Here is a 26,968-nt window from a genome sequence, read left to right as displayed (position 1 = left end):
CTCGCGGCGCCGGCGCCCCCCCCCCCCCCCCCGGCGGGGGGCGCGGCCCCCCCCGGGGGGGCCGGGGCCCCCCCCCCCCGCGACGACGGTGCGGCAGGAGGCCGTCCGGCTCCCGCCGCCGAACCCGTCAGACCAGCGAGGTGTCCAGGTCCTCGGCCTTGAGGATCGTCAGGTCGTCGTCGATCGCCGACACGTCGGCCGCGAGCCGGGACGCCTGCCGGTCGGTCATCGCCTCGAAGACCCGGCGCGCGGTGCGGCCGTTGCCGAAGGTGCCGTCCTTCGGGATGGCCTCGAAGTACTCCAGCAGCACGGTGACGGCGTCGTCCTCGAGCTTGTAGTCGTGCTTGCGGCACTGCGATTCGACGATGGTGACGAGCTCTTCCGGCGAGTAGTTCGCGAACTCGATGGTGCGGCTGAACCGGGATTCCATGCCGGGGTTGGCGCTGAGGAATTCGCGCATCTCGTTGGAGTACCCGGCGGCGATCACCACGACGTCGTCGCGGTGGTCCTCCATCAGCTTCACCAGGGTGTCGATGGCTTCGCGGCCGAAGTCGGGTCCGCTGCCGCCCCGGCCGGAGCTGAGCGTGTAGGCCTCGTCGATGAACAGCACGCCGCCGAGCGCGGTGTTGAACGCCTCGGTGGTCTTGATCGCGGTACCGCCGATGATCTGCGCGACGAGGTCGGCCCGCGCCACCTCGATGAGGTGCCCGGAGCGCAGCACGCCGAGTTCGGCGAGGACCTGGCCGTAGAGCCGGGCGACGGTGGTCTTGCCAGTGCCGGGGGCGCCGGCGAAGACGAGGTGGCGGGCCATCGGCGGCGCGGACAGCCCGGCGTCGACGCGGCGCTGCGCCATCTTGTTCAGGTTGACCAGCGAGGTCACTTCCCGCTTCACGCCGTCGAGGCCGACGAGCCGGTTGAGCTCGCCGAGCGGGTCGGAGCCGCTGGGCGCGCGGTCCCGCGCGGGCTGAGCCTGCTGGTCGGCGGACTGCTGGTCGGTGGTGGCCGCCGCGGAGCTGCCGTAGGCGTCCTGCGCACCGTTGCCGCCGCTGATCAGGTTCTCGACGGTGATCTTCGCACTGGGCTTGAGCTGCCGGACGCCGCTGCCGCGGTTGTCGCGGACGGTGCAGCCGGACAGCGCCACGGTCTCCTCGGTTTCGAGGTGGACGCCGTCGGAGGCGCTGCCGGTGAACTCGGAGTCGGTGACGGATCCGGAGGCGCCGTCGGCGAAGTGGCAGCCGACCTTGCCGCTGCCGTGCACCCGGCACTTGGTCAGCGACAGGTCCGCGCCCGGGCCGGCGTGCACGCCGTACCCGGCGGATTCGGTGATGTCGCAGTTGGACAGCGACAGCGCGGCGCCCTTCACCTCGACGCCGGAGCCGCCCGCGCGGCGGATGCTGAGGCCGCTGATGGCGGGCCGCGCCTCGCCGGTGACCTCCAGGCCGGAGCCGCCGGTCTGGTCGACCTCGATGTTCTCCAGCCGGCCGCGCGCCCCGGTGTCCACGGCGATCGCGGCGCCGTCGCTGCCGACGACGCGGAGCCTGCGGAAGAACGGGTCGGAGCCGTCGTCGACGCGGACGCCGCCGGTGCAGGCGGAGACGTCGGTCTGGTCGAACTCGGGGACGCTGCGCTCGGTCACGCCGATGCCGATTCCGTCCACATCGGACACCTCGCAGCGGCTGATCTCGCCGGAGGCCCGGCCCGCGAAGTGCAGGCCGCGGCCGCGGGCGCCCTGGACGCGGCAGCCGCGCATGATCGGCGAGCAGGATTCGGCGACGTAGATGCCCTCGGCGCCGGCGCGCTCCACCCGGCACTCCTCCAGCTGCACGGACTCGGAGCTGGCGAGGTAGAAGCCGATCCCCTTGCTGTCCACCACGTTCAGCCGGGTCGCGGTGAGCTGCGCGTGCTGCTCCACGGCGATCGCGGGCTTCGACGTGCCCGCGACGGTGGTGTCCTCGACGGTGATCCGGCCCCGGCCGTTGAGGCAGATCCCGTTGCCCGCGGCTTCGCGCACCGCGCAGGCGCGCACCGTCAGCCCACCGCCGTCGGCGACGACGACCGCGGAAGTGCCCAGTTCCAGCAGTTCGCAGGAGTCCAGCACACCGCCCTGCTTGGAGGTGACCACGACTCCGGCGCCGACCTGGTTGCGCACCTTGCACTCGCGCATGAGCACGCTGCCGGTGTCCCGCGCGTAGATGGCGGCCCAGCCGCTGGCGCGGACCTCGCACTCGGTGAGGGTGAGCTGACCGGCGGTCGCGAGCACGGCCGGGTTCTCCCCGTCGATGGCGTCCACGGTGACGCCGGACAGCGCGGCGGAGTCGGCGGCCAGCGCGACCGCGACCCCCTTGTGCGCCACGATCCGGACGGTCCCGGGACCATCCTCGGCGGTGATGGTGATGGCCTTGGTCAGCACCAGGTTCTCGGTGTAGCGCCCCGGACCCACCACGATCACCGCACCCTCGGACGCGCTGTCGACGGCGTCTCCGATGCTCCGGTGCCCCTGGCCGGTGCCCTGGGTGACCATGATGACGTTCTGGCTCACGTTCCCGGTTCCTCCGTACTCACCGTGCGTGCGACCGATGCGTCCCCGCCGAGCAGCGGCTCCTGGCCGCTCCTGCGGCGTGGCGGCACCCGAGGCGATCCGGATCGCGGTGCGCTGCGAGCGCGTCCGCGATGACCGCGCGCCGGGTGGACCGGCGGTTCCGCGGCCCGCTGCGGCGATCCGATTCAGTCATAACCGCCGACCCGGTCGCCACGGCGGCTCTGGAGCCGGTGGGCCGCTGTTCCTGGGGACATCCTTCATGGGTGATCGCGGTGGGCGACACCCTGGTCACACGCTATCCGATCTCGGTTCGCAGCGGTCCGCGGGCGGCCTCGTCATCGTCGGCCGCGAGGTGCGCGCGGAGGGCGTCGGCGGACAGCCGCATCGACGCGGGCGAGTTCGGGTTCAGCAGCAGGTCGACGCCGCTCTCCGGCAGCGCTCCGGCGATCTCGGCGGCGTTCGTGCCGCGCCAGTCGGCGGCGTCGACCCGGTCGCGGTGGACCGGGGCGGTGACCACGAGCACCGAGGGCACGCCGTCCGGGGACCGGTCGAGGACGGCGACGCCGTCCTCGTCGAGCGCGATCTCCAGCGCGGTGTCCACCAGCACCGACAGCAGGGCATCCGCGCCGTAGTCCTCGCGGACCATGATGCGCAGCACCGCGTCCACCGGGTCGCTCGGCGATTCCGGGGTCAGCGGCTGGTAGGCGGGGTTCGCCTGGAAGCGTCCCCAGGAGCCGTCGATCCACATCGGCCAGCCGCCGAGCAGCACTTCCCGGGGCGGTTCGGCGTCCTCCTCCGCGGGCACCCACGCCGGGTCGGTGAGCATCATCCAGTCGGTCGGCGCGGTCTCCCGGTCCGGCACCGCCGCCGCACCGGCGGTGAGGTCCTGCTCCGGGGTCGGCTCGCTCATCTGGACTCCTCGGCGGGGTCGATCGGCCAGGCCAGCAGGCGCAGCTGCTCCCCGGCGGCGGTGGGCAGGCCGGCGCGCGCGGAGGCGCGCTGCTCGGCGGACGGTTCCCGGGCGGAGCGCACGAATCCGGCCACCAGGCGCAGCGAACCCGGGCTGCCCGGGTTGAACAGCACGTCGGTGCCCTCGGGGATCAGGTCCGCGAGGCCGTCCACCCCGGTCCGCCACCAGGAGCCGATCTGCTCCGAGCCGAGCCGGTAGTGCGGCGAGGTCGCCACCAGCAGGCAGGGCACGTCGTCGGGCGAGCGCACCACGAGCGGCCCGCCGCCGCGGCCCAGCGCCACCTCCAGCTCGCTGTCGTGCAGCAGCAGCCGCAGCTGGTCCGGTTCGGCCCGGCGCGCGGTGAGCATCCGGAACAGCCCGTCGAGCGGATCGGCGGGCGCGTCGGGATCGGTGGGCGCGTAGCCCGGGTTGGGCCGGAACCTGCCGAGCCCGCCGTCCTCGGCCGCCGGCCACAGGCCCATGATCGCTTCGACCGGAGGTTCGGTCTCCGCCGCCGACGGCGCCCAGCCCGGGTCCATCAGCAGGTAGAAGCGGGACTCGCCGGTGTCCGGCATGCCGCGGTCTCCTCACTCCCCGCCGGGGGTGCGTTCTGCGGGTTGATCAGGATTCGAAGAGGTGCCGCAGCGCGCGGTGAGTGCGCACCGCGTCCAGCGGCTCGGGCAGACCGCCCGCGCGGCGGATGTGCTCCAGGAAGCGCTCGTCGGGGGCGAGCCCGTGCTCCTCCAGGTAGTAGGTGACCGCCTCCGGCCACAGCCAGACGCCGTCGCCGCGGTAGCTGGTCGGCACGACCTGCCCGCGGTCCGGGTCGACCACGTCGTCCATCGCGGCGCCGGTGCTCAGCAGCAGTTCCCCCGCGCGCAGGTAGGCCAGCGCCTCTTCGCGGTCCTCGGCTTCGAGCACCGGGTGGTCGCGGTCGAACTCGGGGCCGCGGTCGGGGTCGACGCGGTCGAAGACCCGCGCTATCCGGAGCTCCACCGGTTCGTCCACGGCCCAGGACAGGGTGCCGCGCCCGCGGGCGGCGCGCTGGTAGGCGGGCACGTCCCGCGGGCCCACGACCTCGATCCGCGGCACGTCGGGGTGGTCGGCGAGCGCGCGGTGCAGTTCGCCGCTGAGCCGCGGCAGGTCGCCGTCCTCGTCGGTGGTGACCACGTGCACCGGCAGCGGCGAGCCCTCGCCGCGGAACGGACGGCGCCACGCGGTCCAGAGGCCGCGGGCGGACGGGTTCCGGGACAGCACCGCGCTGAGCGCGGCGGTCGCGTCCGCGGTCCGCTCCGGCGCCTCGTCGGCGTCGAACAGCCACACCGCGGGCGGGGTCTCGTCGGCGATGGGGATGCCGGTGAACACGGCGGAAGCGGCGTCGTCGACGAGCTCGCTGAGCAGACCGGCCTGGGCGATCGTCACCGAGACCTTGTCCTCCGCGAGCCGTTCGCACACCGATCCGGCGACCCGGCCGACGACTCCGGTGGACAGCACTTCCCGCATCGATGCGAGGAAGTCGTCCGGCACCCGTCCCGCCAAGTGCAGCAACAGGTCGTGCATCCGATCGGCAGTGGACACCCCGCGCACCTCCCTCTCCCTCGGACGATCGTCCCACGACCGCGCCCGCCCCCGGCCCTCGACCCGGCCGGGGTTTCCGGGGTGCGGTCAAACCCTCACGAACCGGCGGTGCCCGGTTCCTCCGGTTCCGCGGCCAGCGCCCGGCGGAGCTCGTCGGCGCCGAGCCGCACCGAGGCCTCCCCGCCCGGGTTGAACAGCACGTCGACGCCTTCCGCCGGCAGCAGCGCGGCGAGCCGCTCCACGTCCATCTCCTGCCAGGACTCGACGGTGAGCCGGTGCGACTGCGCCAGCGAGGTCACCACCAGCACCGACGGCACGCCGTCGGGGGCGCGGGTGACGATCGCCGAACCGTCCTCGTCCAGCGCGAGGCAGATCAGCGCGCCGGGCAGCGAGGCGACGAAGTCGTCCGCGGTGCCCTCCCCGCGGGCGGCGAGGCGCAGCTGCGCGTCCAGCGGGTCGGTCGGCAGCTCCGGGCTCGACGGGCGGTAGGCGTGGTTCGGGGCGAACCGCTCGGTGACGCCGCCGTCGCTGACGTACCAGGCGCCGACGATCGCCTCCTCCGGCACCGGGTCGTCCGGGTTCTCGGGGGCGTAGTTCGGGTCGACGAGCATCGCCCAGTGCTCGCCGGTGTCCTCCCGCGCGGCCTCGGCGCTGTCGGTGTCCGCCACGGCGGGGTCCTCTCGGTTCGTGGTCACGGTCGGGTCGTCAGGGCCGGTCGGCTCGTCACGGGCGGTCGGCTCGGCGCGGCCGGGCGGCCCGTCACGGGCGGTCGGCTCGGCGCGGGCGGTCGGCTCGGCGCGGGCGGTCGGCCCGTCACGGGCGGGCGAACGGGGACCGCGCGGTCGGCGCGGGTTCGGCGACGACCTCCTTGAGCGCGGCCGCGACCACCCGCATCGACGCCGGGGCGCCCGGGTTCAGCAGCACGTCCACGCCCTCCGCGGGCAACGAGGCGGCCAGGTCGGCGGCGCTGATCTCCTGCCAGCTCGGCACGTCCAGCGGCCGGGCGTGCACCGGGGACGTCGCCACCAGCACCGAGGGCACGCCGTCCGGCGACGGCGCCACGATCGCGGCGCCCCGGTCGTCGAGGGCGATGCCGAACATCGCGTCCCGCATCGTCTCGATCGCGGCCCGCTCCGGCTGCTCCCCGCGCACCACCAGTTGCACGGCGGCGTCGACCGGATCGGTCGGCGAGTCCTCGCGCGAGGGCAGGTAGTCCGGGTTCGGCTGGAACGGGCCGACGGAGCCGTCGGCCTCGAGCACCCAGGCGCCGACCACGGCCTCCGCCGGGGCCGGTTCGTCCTCCGCCTCGGGCTGCCAGGCCGGGTCGACCAGCAGCACCCACTGGCGGTCCGCGTCGTCCCGCGGGGTCTCGTCGCGCATCAGGAGTCCTTCGATCGGGGCCGCCCCGCGACCCACCCTATCCGTGCCGTTCCCGGTCGGGCCCGCGCCGGGCCCGCTCCCCTAGCTCCCGGCACCGCGCTTCTTCGCGATGTTCTGCATCCGGCTCTTGAAGGTGTTCTCCGGCATGAGCAGGAACTGCGCGACCGAGTTGGCGGAGATCTTCTTCTCGCCCTCGTTGACCATGGCGTGCAGCACGTCCTCGAACGCCTCGGTGAACTTCACCTTCTTCGAGTCCAGCTTCTTCGGGTCGCGGCCTTCGTTCGCCGCGGCCCGCTTCTCGGCTTCCCACATGGCGCGGAACTCGGCGGGCATGGCGGCCGCCAGCCGGGCCTCCGCGCCCTCGATGTTCTCGACGCGGTAGGCCAGCTTGCGGGTGGAGCCGCCGATCTTGCCCAGCTGCTTGTCCATCGCGATCGTGGTCATCCGGAGGCGTTCGGAGATGCGCGGCTTGAGTTCCGGGGTCGCGTCGATCAGCTCCTTGATCTTGTGGCGCAGCTCGTCGGGGAACTCCAGGGTGAACTTGCCACCGCGCGGTGGGCGGGCCTCGACCTCGCGCCAGAACGCCTCGCCCGCCGCGGCCTGCAGCTGGGGGGCCACGACGGCGTCGAAGTGCGCCCGCTCGCGCTGCTTGCGGACCGCGCCGGGCTCCTTCACCTCGGGTGCTTCGGCCCCCGGCCGGTTGCCGATCCGCAGGTGCCGGGTGTGCGCGACCAGGTCGGTGATCGGCGCGTCGTCCTCCGCCTCGCTGTTGGAGGCGGTGTCGACCATGCCCTGGATGTCGGAGTCCGGCGGGAACTCCAGCACCGGTTCGCCCTGGGCGTCCCGGGTCTTCTCCGGCACCGTGTAGCGCTGCTGCTCGCCGCCCTCCGCGCCCAGCTCGACGCCCCGCAGGCCGGGCGCGGATCCGGCCGGCGCGGGCCTGGTGTGCTTCGGCGCGGACATGTACATGACGCGGTTCGGATCGCCCAGGTCGTCCCGCAGGTGCTCGCCCAGCTCCGGCCCCTTCGACTCGTCGTACCCGGCGAGGTGGCGCACCCCGGTCTCCAGGGACTCCCGGTAGTAGTGGTTGCCGCGGTCGTTGAACCGCAGGTCCAGCCCGACCTTGTCCCGGAAGTAGCGCAGCAGCGACAGGCACGGGTCGCACGGGCGCTTCGTGCCGCGGAGGTGGGTGGGGCCGCCCTGGGTCTCCGCGGTGATCCCCGCGTTCTGCAACAGCTGGAGCAGCTTCTGCTCGGCGTGCATCTTGCCCGCGCCGTCGCCGTCGTACACCAGGTACGCGTAGCCGGCGTACTCGGCGTCGTCGGAGAGCAGCTTCGCCAGGTATTCGCGGTAGGCCGGATCGTTCGCCTTGTCGTTGGAGATGTCGACCAGGCGGATGTGCGAGGCCTGGCGCAGCGCCTGCAGCGTCTCGTTGTCCCGCTTGAACACCTCATTCCCGGAGCCGTCCACGTCCATCGCCTGCTCGTCCGGGGTGAGACCCTCCCGCACCTTCAGCATGGCCTGCCGGTCGCGGCGCCGGCGCTCGATCTCGCGCATCGCCTTGCCGCCGGGCTGCTGCTCGGAGTCGTCCACCCCGTCGAGGGTCCGGCGGCGCTTGCCGCCGCCGTCGGGGACGCCGGAGGCGCGCTTGCCGGGGCCCTTCTTCGGCGGCACGGCCGGGGGTGCCTCGCCGTCGCTGTCGGCACCGGCGCGGCCGGGTTCGCCGAAGTCCTGCTGCACCAGCCGTTGCAGGGCGTCGCTGTCACCCAGGTCCGAGGCGCGGTCGGTGCCGCTGAGCTCGCTCAGCACGTCGTGCAGCCGGAACACGGACCGGTTGTAGTTGCTGGCGAAGACCAGGTGCCCGTTGTGCAGCATCGTCTGGAGCTCCTGCTCGGCGACCGCCGCCGGGACCTTCTGCCCGTCCGCGACCGGCTCGGCGTCGCCCGTCCGCTCGCGGCGCTCCGCGGCGACGACCGCGTTGTACATCTGGCGGTCGAGGTGCCGCAGGCTCTGCCCGGTGCGGTCCCCCTCGTAGCTGCGGGCGTAGCGGACCACCACGTCGTGGGTGACGCGGCCCCACTGCTTCTTGTTCTGCTTGCAGGTGCACTTCTTGGCCAGCCGGTCGACCTCCGCGATGATCGCCTCCCGGCTCGGCCGCGGGCCGCGGGACGGGCCGGGGCCGCCGTCCTCGCCGAAGGACGTCGAGTGCTCGGCGGCGGGACCGCGGGCGTCGCCCGGGCGGTAGCCGATCATGGTCGCCAGCTCGGCCGCGGTGTAGCGGGTGCCCTCGTGCAGCACCGGGGTCTCGGCGCCGTCCTCGATCCGGCTGCTGACCCAGCCCTGGTTGTCGACGACCGACACGATCGGCTTGTTCCCGGTGACCGTCAGGTCCAGCACGTCGCGGGCTGCGATGACCTCGTTGCGCACCGACATCGAACGCAGCTCCCGCACCGCGGAGGAGAAGGTGCTGCCGCCGTCGCCGCCCGCCTTGCACACGGTCAGCAGGTACGGGCTGTGCGGGTTCGCCCGGCGCATGTCCCGGAACTCGGGCGTCTGCGCGAGGGTGCGGATGTAGTCCGCACCGCTGACCCGGACCTTGTGCTCGACGCCGTTCCGGTGCACCAGCACGCCGACGTGGTGCTCGCTGCCGTGCCCGCCGAGCATGTTCGGGCCCGCGTCCACGACCTTCCGCTGACCGGTCGCCGGGTCGGTGACCTCGATCTTCGTCGGGGTCCACGGGGAGTCGACGAGCCGCTGCAGCGGATCGGAGGTGCCGAGCCTGCGCCGCCCGGACGCGGAGGTCTTGGCGAACTCCTCGCCCGGCCGGGTGCGGGCGACCTGCCGCGTCGAGTCGGCCTGCTCGGCGAGCAGCTTGAACGGGTTCACCCCGTGCCTCGCGGAGCGGTCCGCGCCGGTGAAGTCGACCGCGGTGGTGCGGGCGCCGCCGTCGTCGCCGGTGCGGTAGCCGGCGCGGTGCACCTCGTGCGGGAGGAATTCGAACGGCTCGCCGTTCAGGTCCACGCCGCGGATCGGGGCGTCGGCGTCCGGGATGTGCTCGCTGCGCGGCAGTTCCGACTCGAAGAACGCGATGTTCTCCACGTTGCCCGCCGAGAACCGGCCGTGGGTGCTGCTGGTGCCGTCAGCCCGCGTCGTGGTGAACCCGGCGTTGCCGGCGGCGCCGAGCCGCCCGTCCGGCAGCTGCCCCAGCTTGCCCCCGGTGGAGATGACGGAGCTCTCGAAGCCCTGCCGGGAGAGCCCCGCGACGACCTCGGCCGGGGCCACGTCGTCGGCGAGCAGCGCGAGGTGCGCGCCCCGGTTCAGGAACTCGTTCGCGGCGGGGATCTGCCCGATCACCGCGGCCAGCGCGTCCCCGCGCAGGAACGCGTGCCTGCCGCCGACCAGCGGGACCCGGAAGCCGCGGTCGGTGTTCGCGGCCTCGGCGTAGAACTTCGCGCCCTTCGGCAGCGCGCTCTCGTGGCCGGGCCGCTTCTCGTGCCCGGCGGCCTGCTCGACGGTCTCGCCCGGCATGGTGGCCACGACCCGGTCCGCGTCGCCGTCGAGCCGGAACTCCGGCCGCCCGAACGCGACGCCGAGCCCGGAGTCGCCGGCGGTGCGGTGGTAGCCGATCTGGTCGATCGGCAGCGTCAACGGTCTGCCCTGCTCGTCCTGCGCCCGCACCGACACATTCGGGTTCAGGTACTCGGTGCTCAGCGGCACCGGCCCGGTGCCGCGGTGGTTGTGCCCGCCGCTGGAGATCTTCGAGCGGAACGGCAGCGTCTCCAGCTCTTCGTCGGAGTACCGGGTGTGCGGGTAGGAGTTGTGCACGACCTGGCCGTCGGAGGCGACGTAGGCGGACACCCAGCCCTTGTTGTTATCGACGCCGATGGTGGCGCCTTTTCGGTCACCGTCCTCCAGCTTGATCATGCTGATGGTGTCGGCGCCGGTGAAGAAGCGGTTCGGCATGGTGAACCGCCTCGCCATCTCCATCATCTTCGGCAGTACCTTGGCGCCCTCGGCCCCGGCCTCGCAGACGGTTACCGCGAACTCCACGCCGGGGTTGGCGGCGTAGAGGTCTTGGAACTCCTTCTGCTGCACCAGCATGTAGATGAACGAGCTGCCGGGCAGCCACATCTCCAGCTGCTGGTCGCCCCGCTTGATGTGCATGGTCATCTCTTCGGCGTTGCCGTGCGAGCTCAGCAGCGCCGGGCCGGTCCGGATGCTCTTGGCCTTGCCGGTGGTCACGTCCAGGACGTTCTGGCGCTCCAGCTTCCACGGCAGCGCCGCGAGCCGAGCCGTCGGGTCGTGCTCCGGGGACAGCTTCGGCAGCCGGCGCACGAGCTTATCGGTGATGCCCTCACCGGGGCGGGTGCGCACGACGCGGGTGAAGCCGTCGAGGGCGTCGGCGATCGCCGCGTCTGTCCGGACGTCGTGCTTCTTGCCGACGAACGACAGGCCGTTGACGCGCCACACACCGCCGGCCCGCGTGGTGAACGCCTTCGGCCGCGCCTCGCTCGGCGTGATCCAGTACTCCTTCCAGTTCTTGTCCGTGACCTTGATGGCCTTGTCGTGATCCGGGATGAACTCCGCGTTCGGCAGGTAGCGCTCGAAGAACTCGATGTTGCGGACGTTGCCCTTCGAGTACACGAACTTCGAGCTGCCGCTGCCTGCGCCGTAGCGGCTCCAGCCCTCGTTGCCCGCGACGCCGAACCGACCGTCGGCGAGCTGGGTGACGTCGCCGCGCGGGCGCAGCACCTCGCCGTGGAAGCCCTCCTCCCGCAGCTGGTCCAGCACGCCGCTCACCTTGGCCCGCGGCGAGCTCAGCAGCACCACCGACATCGGGACCGGGTCGCCCGCCGAGTTCTGCTCCCGCTGCAACGTGCGGAACGAGTTGACCCGGGCCACGATCGCGCCCAGCGTCTCAGGGCTGACCGTCACCGCCCGGCCGTCGCGGAGCCGGATCCGGTAGCCGTCGCCGTCGCGCGCGACGTCCACGAAGAACGCGTTGCCGTCCAGCTGGGCGTCCCCGGGCCGCTTGGTGCGCGCCGCCGCGCTGACCACGCTCTCCCCCGGCAGGGTCTGCACGAACTTGTCGGAGGACTCGGTGAGCGCGTATCCGGTGCGGCGGAACGAGATGCCTTCGCTGTAGTCGCCGGTCGACGGCATGATCTCGTAGTCGATCTGGCTCAGCGGGATGCCGAGCTTACGGCCGCGGTCGTCCCGGCCGAAGATCTTCGACCGTGGACTGCTGAAGTCCGAGGCGATCGGGACGGTGGTGCCCGGCGTGGCGTCGTGGTCGTAGCCGCTGGACTCCGGGTAGTACGTGCCGCTGCCGTAGCCCTGCGGGTACTGGTAGTGGCTGCCCGGCCCGTAGCCCTGCGGGTAGGAGTTGTCCGCGAAGCGCATCGAGACGTCGAGGTCGGCGTCGGACGCGCGCCGCTCGCCCGGGAGGTGCTCCTCGGCGTCGAAGAACTCCTCGGAGTCGGAGTCGCGGCCCGCGCGCTCGTCGGTGTCGCGCCCTGCGGACTCGTCGGCGTCGCGATCCGCGGGCCGGTCGGCGTCCAGCCGCGCAGCGTCCTCGGACGCGGGGCGGCGCGGGGCGGGCTCGTCGGAGCCGCGCGGTGCCGGACCGTCCTCGGCGTCGAAGAACTCGTCCGCGTCGGAGGTCGATCCGTCGTCGTCCTTCTTCGGCGGTTCCAGGCCCATCGCGCGCAGGCCGTTCTCGTCGGTGCGCACGTAGACGGTGTCGTGCGCGGTGCGCGGCGTCGTCCACTCCGCGGGCGCCTCGCCGCGGTACTCGGGGGTGAGGGTCCACTTCGTGCGGGCCTCGACCAGGTACACCTCGCCGTCGGAGAGCGTGATGTCCTCGGTCTTCTTCCCGCTGAGGTTCGCGGCGTCGGTGCGCTGCCAGCTCATGGCGGGCCCGCGGCCGAACACCTCGCCCATCTCGGTGAGCGCGGTGCCCGGTTCCCAGGTCGACCCCGGGTTCGGCCGCGGGAACAGGGTGAGTGGTGCCGAGACCATTGCGGTGTTCCACATCGGCCCCGCGGTGCGCTCGTCGCCCGCCGAACCGCGGGTCACCTCGGTCTTGTTGATCTCCAGGCCTTCCAGCGGGGTGTAGCCGGCGCGCGTGACCCGCGCCTGCTGCAGCTCGGCGTGGAAGGTCAGCGCGCTCAGCGGGTGCCGCTGGCCGACGGCGGTCCAGTGCCGCGCGTCGTGGTCGAGGCCCTCGATCCGGTAGCCCGCTTCCCCCAGCGCCGCGGGCAGGTGCGCCGACAGCGCCGACGCGTTCGCCCCGCTGTTGATGGCCTGCCGAGCCGAGGTGGCCTCCGCGGGCACGGCGGGCGGAGTGCTCACGTGCTCACCCACCGGGACGCCGTCCACCACGTCGCGGACCAGCCCGGCGACATGACGCGCGCCGACTCGCGAGTAGTGCGCGTCCGGGAAGCCCGTCACCGGCTGGGATTCGCGCTCGCCCGGCTTGCTCTCGCCCTCCGGGTGGTAGCTGGACACCGCGTCCGGGATCGGGTCGAGCCGCACGGTCGTGGTCTGCACGCCCGGCAGCGCCCAGTCCACCAGGCCGCCGGTGAGCGAGCGGGCCGCGTGGTTGGCGTGCGAGGTCTTGCGCACCTCCAGCTCCAGCTCGATCGGGTGGCTGAACCGGGCGATGTCGCCGTTGGTGAACTGCGAGGTGGTGCGCTCGCTCACCGACTCCTCGGTGCGCTGCACCGTCGTCGCCAGCGAACCCGTGGTCTGCGCGCCGGTGCCGACCGACCGCGCGATCTGCTGGTTCGTGTAGATCGGGCTGCGCAGCGAGAAGTTCGCGTTGTGCGAGCGGCTGGACGAGGAGCTGGAGCCGGTCGTCGTGGTGGCCTTCGTCTGGTGGTTGTCCGACCAGCCCTCGTCGGTGCCGTCGAAGCGGCCCTCGCCGATCCGGGCGCGCAGCGCCAGCGTCACCCGGGACGACCCCAGCGGGCCGTCCACCGAGGTGGACCACTCCTTGCCGAGGCCCACCAGGTCCGGCAGCAGCTGCGCCACGCCGCGCGGAGAGACCTCGCCGAGCACCTGCTGGGCCAGCTCCTCCGCCGCGACCCGGTGCCCGGCGCCGTAGACGACGTGCCGCACGCCGTCGGCGATGCCCGAGGTGAGGAAGCGGGTGAAGCGGGCCAGGTCGGTCCGCGGCACCACGTCCGGGTCGACCTTGAGCAGCGCGTCCTTGATCTGGGCGACGAGGCGTTCGGTGACCTCGGGGCGCACGCTCGGGGAGGCGTGGCCGTCGAGGGTGATCGCGGGGGCCGTGCGGGGCTCGGCGGCGGCCTCGGAGTTCTCCTCGGCGTTCTCCTCGGTGCGCGCCTGCTCGCCCTCGGTCCGGGCCGGGTCGCCCTCCGTGCGGGCCTGGTCGTCCTCGGTCCGGGCGGCGGTGCCGTCCTCGGCGGTCGTGCCGTCCGCCGCGTCCTCGCGGGTCGCGTCCCCGTCCTCGCGGGTCGCGTCCCCGTCCCGGCGGGACGCGGCGTTCGCGCGGGCGTCGGCCTTCGCCTGCTCGTGCCCGGCGTCCCAGCCCTCCGGCAGCCCGATCTGGTCGATCTCCGCCGCGGGCACCCACACCTGCACCGCGTTCCGCCGGTGCGCCTCGTAGTGCTGCCACTCGCCGACGCCGCGACCGTCGTACGGGCCGACACCGGTGTGGTCGACGTTCCGGGCCGACAGCAGCGTCGTCGCGTCGTAGGTGACCAGGTACGCCGGTCCGACGTAGGTGGTCGTGGTGGTGTGCTCGTGCTCCTGCTTGAACGACTCGCCCTCGACGTCGTAGCGCGAGTAGCCGTAGCCGGGCTGCGGCAGCAGGTAGAACTTCTTGATCGGCGCCACGCTGATCCGGCCGTTGCCGAACGTGTAGTCGTTGCGGGTGCGGTCCGCGCCGTGCCCGGTGGAGCCGGTGGTGTTGGTGATGAACGTCAACGTCATCTTCGTCGGCGGACCGGACACCGTCGGATTGCTCAGCTCCGAATGCATCGCGACGTCGCCGATCCGGTCGCGGAAGCCGAAGAACTCGCCTTCGGCGTGGCGGTGCACCGGCGTGCGGTAGGTCCCGGTCGTGACCCGGTCCAGGTTCACCGCGATCGCGTCCTCGCCGACGAACGCGTGCACCTGCTGCTCGGCCACCCGCGCGCCGGACGGGCTCTCGCCGAGCAGGTCGCCGTTGATGCGGTCGGCGCGACCGCCGGGCAGGTCCAGCCCGTGCAGCGCGTGGTGGTCCGGCAGCGCGGCGGGCGTCCAGCCCACGGGCCGCTGCGGGCGGTCGTGCTCGACCCGGCGGAACCCGCCGCCGCCCTCGGTGCTCGTGCGGGGCTCGGTGCCGGCCCCCGGCTCGGTGGTGCCGCCGGGCTCGGTGATCGCGCCGGACTCGCGGTCGGGGCCGGGATCGGTGAGCCGGGTGCGGCCGCTGCGATAGGTGGTGGCTTCGCCGCCGCGGACGGTGAAGGTCTCCGACACGCCCTTGCCGTGCAGGGACACCAGGTAGTCGACCTCGCGCGGGTGCGAGCTGAACTTCTCGCCCGCCCAGCCGAAGCCGCGCCCCTGCCCGCTGGAGGAGGTCAGGGTGCGCTGCTCGCCGCCGAAGGAGCGGTTGTAGCCGCCGGTGAACTCGACGGTCCGGTTGATCCGCGAGGAGCCGATCCCCGCGCGCACCCCGGAGCTGCCGCCCGCGGTCGTGGCGCCGCGCACCGTCTCCGAGTGGTCGATGCGGCCCTTCTCCTGGAGCTCGCCGCGCAGCGTGGCGTCGCCCCAGCCGGAACCGTCGGCGGCCCGGTCGGTGTCGGGGGTGTAGCGGCGGGCCGCGCTGCTGCCGTCCGCGTCCTCGCTCGCGCGCCCGGCGGGGGCGTCCACGTCGGTGACGGTGATCGTCGGGATCTCCGGGGCACCGTCCCGCTCGGCCGGGTCCGCGGTCGTCCCGTCCCGGTCCGCGGGCCCGTCGAGCTCGGAGCCGGTCTCCGCGACCTCGGCGGCGGGGTCGACGGCGCGGACCACGACGCGGACGAAGTCCTCCGGGATCCCGGTGCGCGCGCCGTCGCCGCGACCGAGCAGGAAGGACATCCCGTCGCCGTTGAGCTGCGGTGAGTGCGCCAGCAGCCCGCGCGGCGACAGGAAGTACGACAGCGCCACCTCGTTGCCGGACACGCGCACGTTCCGGCTCGTGCCCGCGAAGTCGCGCACCACGTCCGCCGGGAGCCGGTCCCGGACGGACTCGCGCAGCCGGTCGGCGTGCGGGAAGTGCGTCTCGGCTGCTCCGAGCACCTTGTGCGGGGAGAACGCCGCCGCGTTCGCGTCGTCGGGGTGCCCGGCGTCCTCCTCGGCGTCCTTCGCGGTCGCCGGGTCGTCGGCGAGCGTCCACGTCGTCGCGCCCTCCGGCACGTGGTGGGTGGCCGCCAGCACCTGTCCGTCGTCGAACCGGACGGTGATGTCGTAGTCGAGGTCGCTGGCGACGCCGTGCAGCCTGCCGCTGCCGAACCAGGTGGTCGCCGCGGTGTTCTCCACGGTCCGCACCGACGAGCGGTCCAGCCCGCTGGAGCGGAACGCGCGCCCGTCGAAGCGCAGGTCCAGCCGGTCCCCGTGCACGTAGCTCGGCTGGTGCGTGCTCGGGTTGTCGAACAGGCTCCAGCTGAAGCCGAGGCCGAGACCGGCGTTCACGTTGAACGGCTGGGTGGAGGCGGTGGTCTGCGTGGCCTCGTGCTTGTAGCCGCGGCCCTGCTCGGTGAGCATCGTCCCGGTGGGCTCCGCGGGCGCCTCCTCCGGCGCGGTGCGGAAGGAGTCCGCGGAACCGGTGCTGTGCTGGGACGCGGTCTCCGGGGCCGGCTGCAGCGGGGCGGCGAACCCGCGCCCGGCGCCTTGGCGCATCCGGATCTCCACCTGCGCGGTGCGGCGGCGACCGGCGCTGTTGTGCGTCTCCAGCGCCTTCGTCAGCGTCGTGCCGTCCAGCACGTCGTTGCCCAGGTGCGAGAGGTTCTTGCCGCCGCTGAGCTCCAGCAGGTCGTTGCGCACCGGCGAGTTGATCGTGCCCGGCGCGTCCCGCCAGTCCGGGTGCCCGCCCACCAGCTCGCCGAGCACGTCGAACAGCGCCGGGTCGCCGCGCACGAAGGTGGCGCGCGGGCCGCCGTTCGCCTTCGCCTCCGCCGGGTCCAGCTCGGTGAAGATCTCCGGCATGCTCAGCTTCGCGCCGCCGGGCCGGCTGCCGGTCAGCTCCGAGATCTCGTCCGGGTACCGCACCACGACGTCGTGGAAGAGGTCGTGGGTGCTGCCGGACCAGGTGTTCGGCGGGGTGTAGCTGGTGCTGTGCTCCAGCTCGGTGGTGTCGGCGTGCTGCCAGGAGGACGTCGGGGTCGCGCCGCGGAAGCCGACCGTCGGGTCGAGGGAGCGGACCGGGTGCTCGGTGCCCAGCGGCACGGACAGGAAGTGGGTGAACCCGCCGTCGCGGCGCGGCGCCGAGGCCCCGCTGCCGGAGGTCTTCCCGTAGGCGCCGCCCGCGCCCACGTCGGTGCCGTGCGCGAAGTCCTGCTTGCCCTCGGTCGGCACGCCCGTCGCGTCCGGCGCGGTGTCGTCGCCCGCCCGGAGCCGCACGTGGACCTCGACGGCGTCCGCGCCGTGCCCGGAGCGCAGCCGCACGCCCTCGTGGGTGAGCGTCTTGAAGTCGTCCTTCAGCGCGATGTCGGAGAGCCCGTCGAGCAGCCGCTCGACGCGGTCCGCGGGCACGCCCGAGCCCACCAGCTCGGCCCGCACGTCGCGGCGCACCGCGGTGCCGTCGATCGAGTCGGCGATGACCGCGTTGTGCCGCAGCAGGTCCGCCACCAGCTGGGTGCGCTCGGTGCGCGGGCCCTGCACCGGGGCGGTGCCGTCCACGTCGATCACGGCGTCGCCGGTGCGACCGGCGCCGGTCGCCGCGTCGCGCGCGGGCGCGGCCGGGCGCTCGGTCCCGCCGAGGTCGCGCGGCAGCTCGCCGATCGGCGCCGGGTCGGATTCCGCGGCGGCGCGCAGGTGCGCCCGCGCGGGCGGGGTGAGCGGGGCCGCGTCGGCCGGGTCGGTGCGCGGCGTGCTCCGCGCGGTCTCCCCCGTGAGCTCCGCGGTCGGGCGCGCGGATTCTTCGGCGGAGGCCCGGATCGGGCCCCGCTCGGCGCTGGTGGTCGTCGCGGGGGCCGGCTCGGCCGGGGTGTTCTCCGGCTCGGTCCGCGCGTTCACCGGCTCCGTCCGAGCGTTCTCCGCGTCGGGACGAGCGTTCTCGGACTCGACGCGGGTGGTCTCCGCCTCGGGACGCGCCGTTCCCGGCTCGACGCGGGCGTTCTCCGGCTCCGGCCGGGGCGGGTCCGCGTCGGTGCCGGTGGCCGCGTCGGCCGGTTCGGTGCGGGACTCCTGCGCGGGATCGGTGCGCGTCGAACCGGTGTCGTCCCGGTCGGAGCGCGCGGCCTCCGGCTCCGGACCGGCGGGCCGGTCCGGCTCGGACCCGGTCTCGTCCCGCTCCGCCGCGGGCGGGCCGTCGGCGTCGTCGGAGTCCTCCGGGTCCCGGGCCGGCGGTTCGCCGTCGGTGCCCTCGTCGGGCCCGTCGTCGTCGCGCGGCGTGCCGCCGTCGTCGGTGGACGTGCCGTCGTCCTCGTCGGGCAGCAGGCGCGGGGACACCGAGATCGAACGGCGGTCGGCCAGCTCGGCGAACTCGTCCACCCGCATGGTCGTCGAGCTGTCGTACTTCGGGTCGTGGACCACGAAGACCGGGGCACCGTCCTGGTCGGCGGCGCGGAGGAACAGCGCGTGCCCCGGGGTGTAGACCACGACGCCCGCGCGCTCGGCGACGCGCTGCCAGAGGGCGTGCCCGCCCTCCGGCGTCGCGAACACCTCGGGCAGCGGCACGAGCCGGTCCGGCCGCACCGACTGCGCGCCGTTCCCGCCGAACGGCGACGCGTCCGGTTCGAGGCCGAACCGGGTGCGCAGCGCCTCGGTGTAGACCAGCCCGTCGACGCCCTGCATCCGGCGGAACGGCCGGTCGAAACCGCGCGGGAGGGCGAGCAGCGTGCTCAGCGCCCAGCGTCCCGGGAGGATCTGGTCGGTGAGCACCGGCGGCTTCTCCCGCAGCGAAGCCCCGGAGAGCTTCTGCATCGTCCGCGACCAGCGCTCGGTCAGCGCCGTCCACTCCGCGCGGCCACCGCCCTCGCGCACCAGCTTGAGGCCGTCGGCGCGCAGTTCGTCGAAGACCGCCTGGGACTGCTCGACCCGGCTGCGCACCATGTCCTCGTAGGTGCGGCCGAACGCGTTCTCCCAGCTCTCGCGCCGCGCCTTCGGCACTCGGCCGAGGTTGTGCAGCACGACGTCCGCGGCACCCCTACCGACCTGGAGCAACCCGGCCAGCGTCGGCACCGAGGCCCGCACCTCGGAGTTGATCGCCGCGCTCATGCAGGTGTTCAGGAACAGCTGCCGCTCGTTGCCGGTGGCGCCGAACCAGGAGTTCAGCAGCGCCTCCGGGTTCGCCAGCAGCACGCTGAACAACGGCTCGGCCAGCGTCGCCTGCCGCGCGGGCGAGTTCAGCGCGAGCAGGCCGAGCCGGGCCAGCCGGGCGGGCATCGGCTCGTCGGCGCGGTAGCCGATCTCGGTGAGCTCCTGGCCCGCGGTGCGCAGCGGGTCGAGGCGGAAGCGCAGCGCCTGCTCGGCGTCGACGAGCAGCTGGTCCAGCCGGGACGGGGTGATCGCGCGCAGCGGGAACCGCTCGGTCCCGCCGCGGGGGAGCTCGGCGGTGCGCACCGGCACGGTCGTGGCGGCCAGCACCGCGTCCGCGACCAGCGAGCGCAGCTCCTGGCGGCGGGCCTCGTCGGGCAGCGCGTCGATCCGGGCGCCGAGCCTGCCCAGCAGGTCCGGGGTGCCGGGGTTGAGCGCGTGCCGCTCCAGCGCGGCGGGATCGCCGAACGAGGTCAGTTCGGCGGTCCGATCCCGCAGCTGCTGCTCGGGCAGCGCGAGCTCCGGCGGCACCGCCCGCTGGTAGCCGTCGCGGACGTCCTCCTCCGCGGTGCGGGCGGGTTCGGCGTCCGGTTCGGTGCGCGCGACGTCCCCGTCGAGGCGGGTGAACGGCGAGACCTCGCGGGACTGCGGGTCGCCGAGGTCCCGGGCCCGCCCGCGGTTCTCGTCGAAGAGGTTCTCGGCGGCGGCCTCCAGGTCGGCGCGCACCTGCGCGTCGGTCCACGCCCGCGGCGACTCGGCGGACGGCCCCCAGGCCGACACGGGGTCGGAGCTGAAGGTCCGCCCGGACCGCGCCGCGTCGTCCTCCGGGCCGAGGTAGCGCTCGGCGAGCGCGGCCATGTCGGCGGCGAAGTCGGCGCCCGCCTGCGGGATGTCCGGCAGGTCGGCGTGCACCTCGGCGGGCGGTTCGCCGGGGGCGAACCGGATCAGCGGCTCGTGGCCCGGGTCGTGGCCCCGGTTGATCGTGTCGAAGATCGTCGCTTCGTAAGTGGCGCGGCGCGGGTTCCAGTAGCGGTGCGCCCCGTGCTGCACACCCATGTTGCGGGCGACCAGCTCGCGCACCATCTCGTGGTAGCGGCCCTCCGGCAGCACCCGCCCGTCCTCGGCGGAGCGGATGTTGAACACGTCGTGGTCGCCGGCCACCGGCACGCTCCGGCCGCTGGACGCGCCGCCCTCGTCCAGGCCGGAGTTGGTGCGCACCACGCCGTCCTCGACCCAGTACTGCTTGGCGAGGTCCTTCATGGTGGAGAACAGCTCGCGGTACTCGGTGAGGCGCTGCCGCGCGCGCTCCCGCAGGCCCGGGGCCTCCGCCTCGGTCAGGTCCTCGGGCAGCTTCGGTTCGAAGAAGCCGACGGCGCCCAGGCCGTGCTCGGGGGCGCCGAGCCGGACGTCCTGGCGGTTGATCGTCTTCGCCTTGATCTCCAGCGGCTTCGGGTAGGCGCCCTCCTTGAGCAGCCGCACCGAATCCGGGTTCGTCGGGCGCACGTCGACGACCAGCCCGTGCTCCTCGACGAACTCCTGGAACAGGCGCTGGTTCTCGGTGGTGATGCCGTAGGCCCGCTCGATCGCCGCGTCGGTGAGGTCGGGCGTCGGGTGCGACGGGCGGGACCAGTCCTGGCTGATGCTGCGCGGCACCGTGGACCGCGAGCGCGCCGACGGTGCCAGCCGCTCGCGGTCGCGGCCCCGCGGCTCGTCATCGGGGCGGGAACCGTCGCGGGAGCTCTCGTCACCGCGGGAGAGCGCGTCGCCGTCGTCCCGCGAGCTCTCGCCGTTCCGCGAGCTTTCGGTGTCCTCGACCTCCACGCGCGGCACGCCGACCGGCTCGGCATCGCCGTCCACCAGGCGGGCCGCCGGGTCCGGTTCGAGCCAGATCTCGACCCGGGTCGGGCCGTCACCGTTCACGAAGTGCGGGGTGTCGCCCATCCCCAGCGCGCCCCGGCGCAGCCGCTCCGCGCCCGGCCGCCCGTACTGCGCCAGCCGCAGCGAACGGTCCACTTCGGACATCATCGCGGAGAAGTCCTGCGCGGAGCGGAGGCCGAGCTCACCGGTCACGCGGTAGCGAGCGACCACCGGGGTACCCGCGTCGTGCGCCCGCACGACCTCCCTGGCCAGCGAGTACAGCTTCGCGCGCTGCGCGGGCGGCAGCTGCTCGCCGGCGCGGGGCAGCTCCAGCCGCTGGTCCGGGGCGGTGCCGCTGAGGCCGGGGTCGTGGCGGGCGGCGGCCAGCTCGGCGTCGTAGTGCTGCTTCGCCTGCCACCACGCGGCTTCCGCGGCCTGCTCGGCCTCGGTGGCGGTGCGGAAGGCGAACTCCTCCTCGGCGCGGGCGCCCAAGTCGCCGTCCCGCACGTCCGGGCCGAACGGGTCGGCGGCACGGCGGGCGGCGCGGGCCTCGGCCCACTCGCGGTCGCGGGCGGCGAAGTCCTCCGCGGCGCGCACCAGCGACTCGGGCAGCCGGTCGGTGCGGTCCGCGCGGCGCAGCACGTAGCCGTCGCCCGGGGCGAACTCGGCGTCGACGACGGCGGTCCGCTTGGTGGTGAGCGCGGAGGTCGGTTCGGCGACGAAGCGGAACTCGGCACCGTGCGCCCAGGTGCTGGTGAGCGCGCTCCGGTCCGGGCGCGCGCCGGGCGCGGGCAGCTCGGCGCCACCGGTCGACCCGGCGCCCTGCTGCTCGTGCTCCGCACCGGCGGCCCCCAGCGGCTCCATCGCCAGCGCCCAGTCGCCGGTGGCGCCGAACGGGGTGCGGCCGTCGGCGTAGGTCGCCGAGTGCGGGGCCTGCGGCACGCCGGCCGCCACGATCGGCACCGCCGCGACCACGTTGCCGTTGCCGGTGGCCACCTCGGTGTGCGTGGAGCCGGTGGAGGTCGTGCTGCCGCCCAGCTGGATGCGGCCGCTGGCGCCGACCAGCTCGCCATCGCCCGGCACCTTCGGGTGCACGGTGAGCCGCACGCCCAGCTCCGGCGGCAGGTCCAGCGGCACGCCCTCCGCGGAATCCCGGTGGGCGTCCAGCAGAGCGGCGAGCCTGCTCGGGGTGAGCTCGGCGCGCAGCAGCGTCCGGACGTGCGGGTCCACGTCGGCGCGGGCGCCCGCCAGCGCCTGCTCGGCGGCGTCGACCAGGCCCGCGGTGTCGCCGTCGAAGTCGATCACGCGGTACTGCGCGGGGTCGGTGGGCAGCGCCTCCGGGTTCCCGGCGTCGCGCCACTCGGACAGCGCCTCCGGGGTGGCGTCGGCGGCGGTGCGCGCGGTGACCTCCGGCTTGCGGGGACCGCCCGCGGGGGCGACCCGGGCGTCCTCGACGGCGCTGTGCGTGGTGATGGTGCGGGTGTCCGGCGCGGCGGCGACGCGCTCGCCGTGCCGCTCGATGCGCACGTCGAACAGCACCTCCGCCCGGTGCTCGGCCAGCGCGCCGCGCACCGACTCGCTGTGCTGGTGCTGAGTGACCTCGTCCTGCTTGGAGTCCCGGGTCTGCTTGAGCCACTCCAGGACGTGGATGCCGCCGAAGCCGAAGTTGCCGTACGGCGCGCCGTGCTTCGCGTTCGGGTCCGCCTCGGCCGAGTGCAGCGCCGACTCGTTCTGGAACATGCCCGCGGGCGCCATCATCGTCATCGCTTCGACGAGGACCCGGCTGAACTTGCGGGCGACGCTGGTGGTGAACGAGGACGAGGTGGCCTTGGACAGCTCGCCGTGCTTGATGCCGGTCAGCTCCGGCTCGCCGAGCAGCGAGGCGTCCACCCGCAGCTCGTAGGTCTCGCCGCTGACCCGGAACTCCCGCCGGATCAGCGAGGTCACACCGCCGTTGGCCAGGTCCTCCAGCGAGGCCTGCAGCTGCGAGAGCGCCCGCTCCACTTCGCGGTGGTTGTCGTGCGGCGTCTCCACCGAGGAGGCGGGCAGCAACCGGTCCGCGTTCTCCTGGCCGATGGTGCGCACCAGCTGCTCGTACAACGGATCGATGCGGTCGACGAGGTCGATCGCCTCGGTGACGCCGCCCGCCCAGCGGGGCGCACCGACCCGCGCGCCGTCCGGCACGGCGCTGGTGCGGCCCGGGTCGGCGGAGCGGTCCGGCGGCGGGAGCTCCGGCGGGTCCTGCTCGGCCTGTTCGGCGGCGCGGCGCGCGTCCTCCTCGGCCTGCTTAATCCGGATCTCGTGCAGCTGCTCGTCGGTGACCAGCACCCGCACCGCGCCGGGCAGCTCGAAGCGCTCGGCGGCCGTGCCCACCGGCTTCGGCTTCCGGAGGCGCCAGCGGTCCAGGTTGCCGCGCCGGATGGCCTCGGCGGCGACCGTCGTCTCGATCTTCGCGTTGATCAGGTGCATCCGGCGCGGTTCCTGCGCCAGCGCGCGCTCCGCGGAGACCTCGGTGCGGTGGCCGGTCTTCTTGCTGAAGCTGCCCATCCACAGGCTCAGCTCGTGCATGAACAGGCCGACGCCGTGCGCGGACGTGCCCGGCGTGTGGTTCGAGGTCTCGCTGAACGTGATCATCGCGGGCTCGACGGCGTTGCCACCGGACCAGGTGCCGGTGACGTCCTGGCCGGAGGTGGTCGCCCCCGTCGTGGACTGCTTCGGCTGCTGCCACTGGGTTTCCACGACCTCGGGGTCGCGCAGCATGTAGGACACGGCCGCGGCGGCCTCGACGTCGGAGCGCCTGCGGTGCCAGCGGAATCCGGTCAGCTTGGTGCGGCGGCTGAACGCGCGCGGGTCGCCGCGCAGCGCCTCCACCGAGATCGCCTGGTCGATCAGGCCCGAGTTGTCGCCGTCGGCGAAGTGCCAGATCGGGTCGTTGGACGCCTTCGCCAGCATCGACCGCACCGAGTCGCGCACGTGCTCCAGGCCGTGGAACGCCACGACCTGCAGCCCGTCCAGCTTGCGGGAGGCGCCGCGGCGCAGCTCCGCGCTGCGGTTGATCGAGACGTCGGCCAGCTCGGTCCGGTTCTCCGGGGCGACCTCCAGCCGCAGCGGACCGTGCGAGGCGGGCAGCTCCACCACCACGTCCACCGTCACGGTGCCGGGCTCGCGGCCCTCGGCCGCCGCCGACTCGTCGACGATCCGCAGGTCGTGCAGCTCGGGGGTGTCCAGGCCGCGGGAGCCGACGGTCACGCCGCGCACCAGCTCGTTCGCCCGCGACCAGTGCTGGCCGGTGGTTGTCAGCTTCACCGTCGCCGCGTAGCGCTGCATCGGCTCCGGACGCACGTTGCCCGACCCGTCGAGGGTGCCGCCGCGGACGCCGCCGGTAGAGCTGTCGGCGCGCTGCCCCAGCTCGGTGCCCGTGGTGCGGGAGTAGCCGCCCTTGTGCTGGGTCGTGATCATCCCCGTGCCGTGCAGCGCCGTGTACAGCCGGGCGACGACGCCGCCGCCGAGCGACCAGCTGCGCGACTTGGCGTGCGAACCGGACTCGGACTCGGTGAGCGCCACCGAGGTGGGCGTGCCCTCGGCGGGCCCGAGCGGGCGGAGTTCGCCCTGCAGCTCCGCCTTCACCTGGAACGAGGCGCGGTAGTCGTTGCCGCGGCCCGGTTCCGGCTGCAGGTCCAGGTGCAGCGGGCGGTCGGCGACCATGTCCGGCGCCCGGCGCACCAGCTGCTCCGGCGAGACGGCCTCGTGGATCTGCTCGCCGCGGGCCAGCTTGCGCTCGCCCTTGCCGTCGATGCCGTGCGAGAGCTTCGGGTCGTCGAACTCGGTGACGAAGGACGTGTCCCGCCACTTCCACCGGTGGTGGCCGGGCAGCTCCGCCGCCGAGTCCCGCATGATCCTGCTGAGCAGTTCGCTCGCGGCGTTGTGGTCCAGCGCGGCGGACGCCGCCGCGTCGGCGACCTCCTGCCTGCCGACCGGTGCGGTCGTGGTGCCGTCCGCGGTGATGCCCGCCGCGCCCGCGTCCTCCGGGCGGGCCAGCTGGTGGGCCTCGACGGCCTCGGCGAACGTGATCGGCGAGTCGCCGGGCTTGCGGACCTGCAGGTCGTAGACGGTGCGGTAGCGCACCACGTCGCCGGTGTGCGAGCTGCCCTGCTCGGATCCGGTGCTGCGGCCGTACTCCTGGGTGCGGCCGTGCCCGCCGCCGAGCGCCACGTTGACGCCGGCCGCGGCCGAGACCACGCCGACGTCGTAGCCGGGGCCCGCGGTGAGCGAACCGCTGCCGTCCCGGGCGGTGGCGTTGGCGCTGCTGGTGCTGGAGCCCTCGGTGCGGACCTCCGCGTAGTGCGCGCCCTCGATGGTCTGCTCGTAGGCGACCTTGCGGGCGACCAATCGCATCTGCACCGCGCGGGTGTGGCCAGGCAGCAGCCGCTTCAGCGGGTTGCCGCCGGGCAGCAGCGCGTCGGACTGGATCCAGCCGCGGCCCTTCGCCGCCTGCTCCGGGGTCACGGCCATCTCCGGCAGCCGCTGCTTCACGTTCGCGGAGCCGAGGAAGGAGCGCAGCGTGTTCTGCCCGTCCTCGCTCAGCTTCCCGAGGTGCGCGGCGACCTGCTCGAAGATCCCGTCGTCGCGACCGAAGCGCCGCGCCAACCGCTTGCCCCGGTAGCGGCCGCGGGCCTGACCGCGGACGTCGGCGTTCTCCACCACCGACGGCGGCAGCGCTTCCGGCACCGCCACCTCGCGGCCCTCGCCGCCGAGGCCGACCGGGACGCTGAGCTCCACGGCCACCGGGTCCGCGCCCGGCGTCCTGCCGACGAACGTGGTGGGCAAGGTCGGGTCACCCGCCGAATCGAGGCGGTTGATCGTGAACGTGGCGGGGACGCGCTGCGCCGTCATGCCGCGGTAGCCGGACGCGCCGTCGGCGACCGTCTCCGGCAGCGCCACCGTCATCCGGGTGCTCTGCGAGTTCTCCCGCGAGTTCGACCGGGAGAAACCGACGTCGGTCGGCACGTTCACCGCACCGATGACGAACATGCCAGGGACCGTCGGCACGAAGAAGAACCAGCGCGACATCGGGGTTCGGCCGGTGCTGGTGGCCGCCTTCGAGCCGGTGGACCCGCCGGTGCTCGCCGCGTTCGAGCTCGCCGCAGCCTCGGCGGGGGTCCGGCCCGACCAGTCCAGATCGGCGGTGATGCGGAACCGCTCCTTGCCGACGGACACGACCCGGCCGTCACCGAGGAAGGAACCGAACTCGTTGCGCACGGCGTGGCCGAGCGCGTCGATCTCGCTCTTCTTCGGCGTGCCGCCGACGGACTTGGTCACCGCCCTGACGACCTGGTCGGCGCCTTCGGTGCGGCTGAGTTGCACGCCCGCGCCGAGGCCGCGGCCGCGGGACAGGTAGCTCGGCAGCCGCAGCCGCTTGCGGCGCTCGGGGGCGGCCGCGGCGGCGTCCTCGCGGGCGGCCTCCTCGCGGTTCTGGTCGGACTCGTCGCGGGACCGGTCGGACTCGTCGCGGACCTGCTCGGCGTCGGTGCCGCGGTCGGCCGCGTCGGCGGCGGCCGCGCGGCCCGCGGACTCGCCGTCCAGCTCAGCGGAGCGGTCCGCGGCGTCCTGCTCGGTGCGGGCGGACCCGGCGGCCCCGTCCTGCTCGGTCCCGTCCTGCTCGGTCCCGCGCTGCTCGGTGCCGCCGGAGACCTCGTCGTCGCGTTCGGCGGAGCTCTCCGCGCCCCGCTCCGGCTCGGCGTCGAGGTGCGTGCTCGGCCGGGAGTCGGCGGAGCGGTCGCGAGTGGTGCCGGAGGGTCCGGCCTCGGCGTGCTCGGGGATCGCGGAGGGCAGCGCCTCCAGCGGGCCCGCGCCGAACCGGCCGCCGCCGATCAGGCCCTCGGTGCGGTGGGTGCCGAGCTCGTCCGCGAGCTCCCGAGCCAGCGCGGTCGCCGCGTCCGGGCCCTTCTCCTGCAGCTCGCGGGCGACGAGGGTGGTGACGTCGTCCATCAGCGCGCGCATCCGCGCCTCGGCGGGCTTCGGGGAGTCCAGCACGACCGGGACCTGGTGCAGCGGCTGCACGATCCCGCGGGCCTCGACGAACAGCTCCTCGAAGGCCCGCTCGGTCATCTTGCCCAGCGCGTCCTGCGCCCGCTGCGCCCGCTCCCGCACCTCGGCCCGCGGGTCCGGGCCCTCGTCGGGTTCGGTGATGTCGGTGCGGG

7 protein-coding genes are annotated in these 26,968 nt (G+C 74.1%); all 7 read right to left on the bottom strand.

Features of this window, described 5'->3' with window-relative positions; translation table 11 throughout:
- Nucleotides 1-127: 127 nt before the first annotated feature.
- Nucleotides 128-2,539 carry a right-handed parallel beta-helix repeat-containing protein gene (locus LCD33_RS14510; protein ID WP_224955959.1) on the bottom strand — a complete coding sequence of 804 codons (2,412 nt, stop codon included), beginning with the start codon at nt 2,537-2,539 and terminating at the stop codon, nt 128-130.
- Between the two features lie 295 nt (nt 2,540-2,834).
- Entirely contained in the window at nt 2,835-3,449 is a 615-nt protein-coding gene (locus LCD33_RS14505) for a type VII secretion system-associated protein (RefSeq protein WP_224955960.1), read from the bottom strand.
- Nucleotides 3,446-4,063 carry a type VII secretion system-associated protein gene (locus tag LCD33_RS14500; RefSeq protein WP_224955961.1) on the bottom strand — a complete coding sequence of 206 codons (618 nt, stop codon included), beginning with the start codon at nt 4,061-4,063 and terminating at the stop codon, nt 3,446-3,448. The genes LCD33_RS14505 and LCD33_RS14500 overlap by 4 nt, the downstream gene beginning before the upstream one ends.
- 46 nt (nt 4,064-4,109) lie before the next feature.
- The gene (locus LCD33_RS14495) at nt 4,110-5,066 is read right to left on the bottom strand and encodes a hypothetical protein (RefSeq protein ID WP_224955962.1); all 957 of its coding nucleotides are present in this window, start codon (nt 5,064-5,066) and stop codon (nt 4,110-4,112) included.
- Nucleotides 5,067-5,161: 95 nt separating this feature from the next.
- Nucleotides 5,162-5,761, bottom strand: a complete 600-nt coding sequence (locus LCD33_RS14490) for a type VII secretion system-associated protein (protein WP_224955963.1) — start codon at nt 5,759-5,761, stop codon at nt 5,162-5,164.
- A 118-nt stretch (nt 5,762-5,879) separates the two neighbouring features.
- Nucleotides 5,880-6,446: a type VII secretion system-associated protein gene (locus tag LCD33_RS14480; RefSeq protein ID WP_224977941.1), complete on the bottom strand. Its 567-nt coding sequence runs from the start codon at nt 6,444-6,446 to the stop codon at nt 5,880-5,882.
- Nucleotides 6,447-6,527: 81 nt separating this feature from the next.
- Nucleotides 6,528-26,918 (bottom strand): hypothetical protein, encoded by a 20,391-nt coding sequence (locus LCD33_RS14475; RefSeq protein WP_224977940.1) that lies wholly within the window; start codon nt 26,916-26,918, stop codon nt 6,528-6,530.
- Nucleotides 26,919-26,968 lie beyond the last annotated feature (50 nt).

Source organism: Saccharopolyspora sp. 7B (genome assembly GCF_020177435.1).
Taxonomy (GTDB): Bacteria; Actinomycetota; Actinomycetes; order Mycobacteriales; family Pseudonocardiaceae; genus Saccharopolyspora_C; species Saccharopolyspora_C gregorii.
Note: the sequence above shows the minus strand (reverse complement) of the source record. Positions and strands in the feature narration are given on the sequence as shown.

Excerpts from the sequence above, each read along its gene's own strand:
- LCD33_RS14500 (WP_224955961.1), bottom strand. The coding sequence starts at position 4,063 with ATGCCGGACACCGGCGAGTCCCGCTTCTACCTGCTGATGGACCCGGGC.
- LCD33_RS14505 (WP_224955960.1), bottom strand. The coding sequence starts at position 3,449 with ATGAGCGAGCCGACCCCGGAGCAGGACCTCACCGCCGGTGCGGCGGCG.
- LCD33_RS14480 (WP_224977941.1), bottom strand. The coding sequence starts at position 6,446 with ATGCGCGACGAGACCCCGCGGGACGACGCGGACCGCCAGTGGGTGCTG.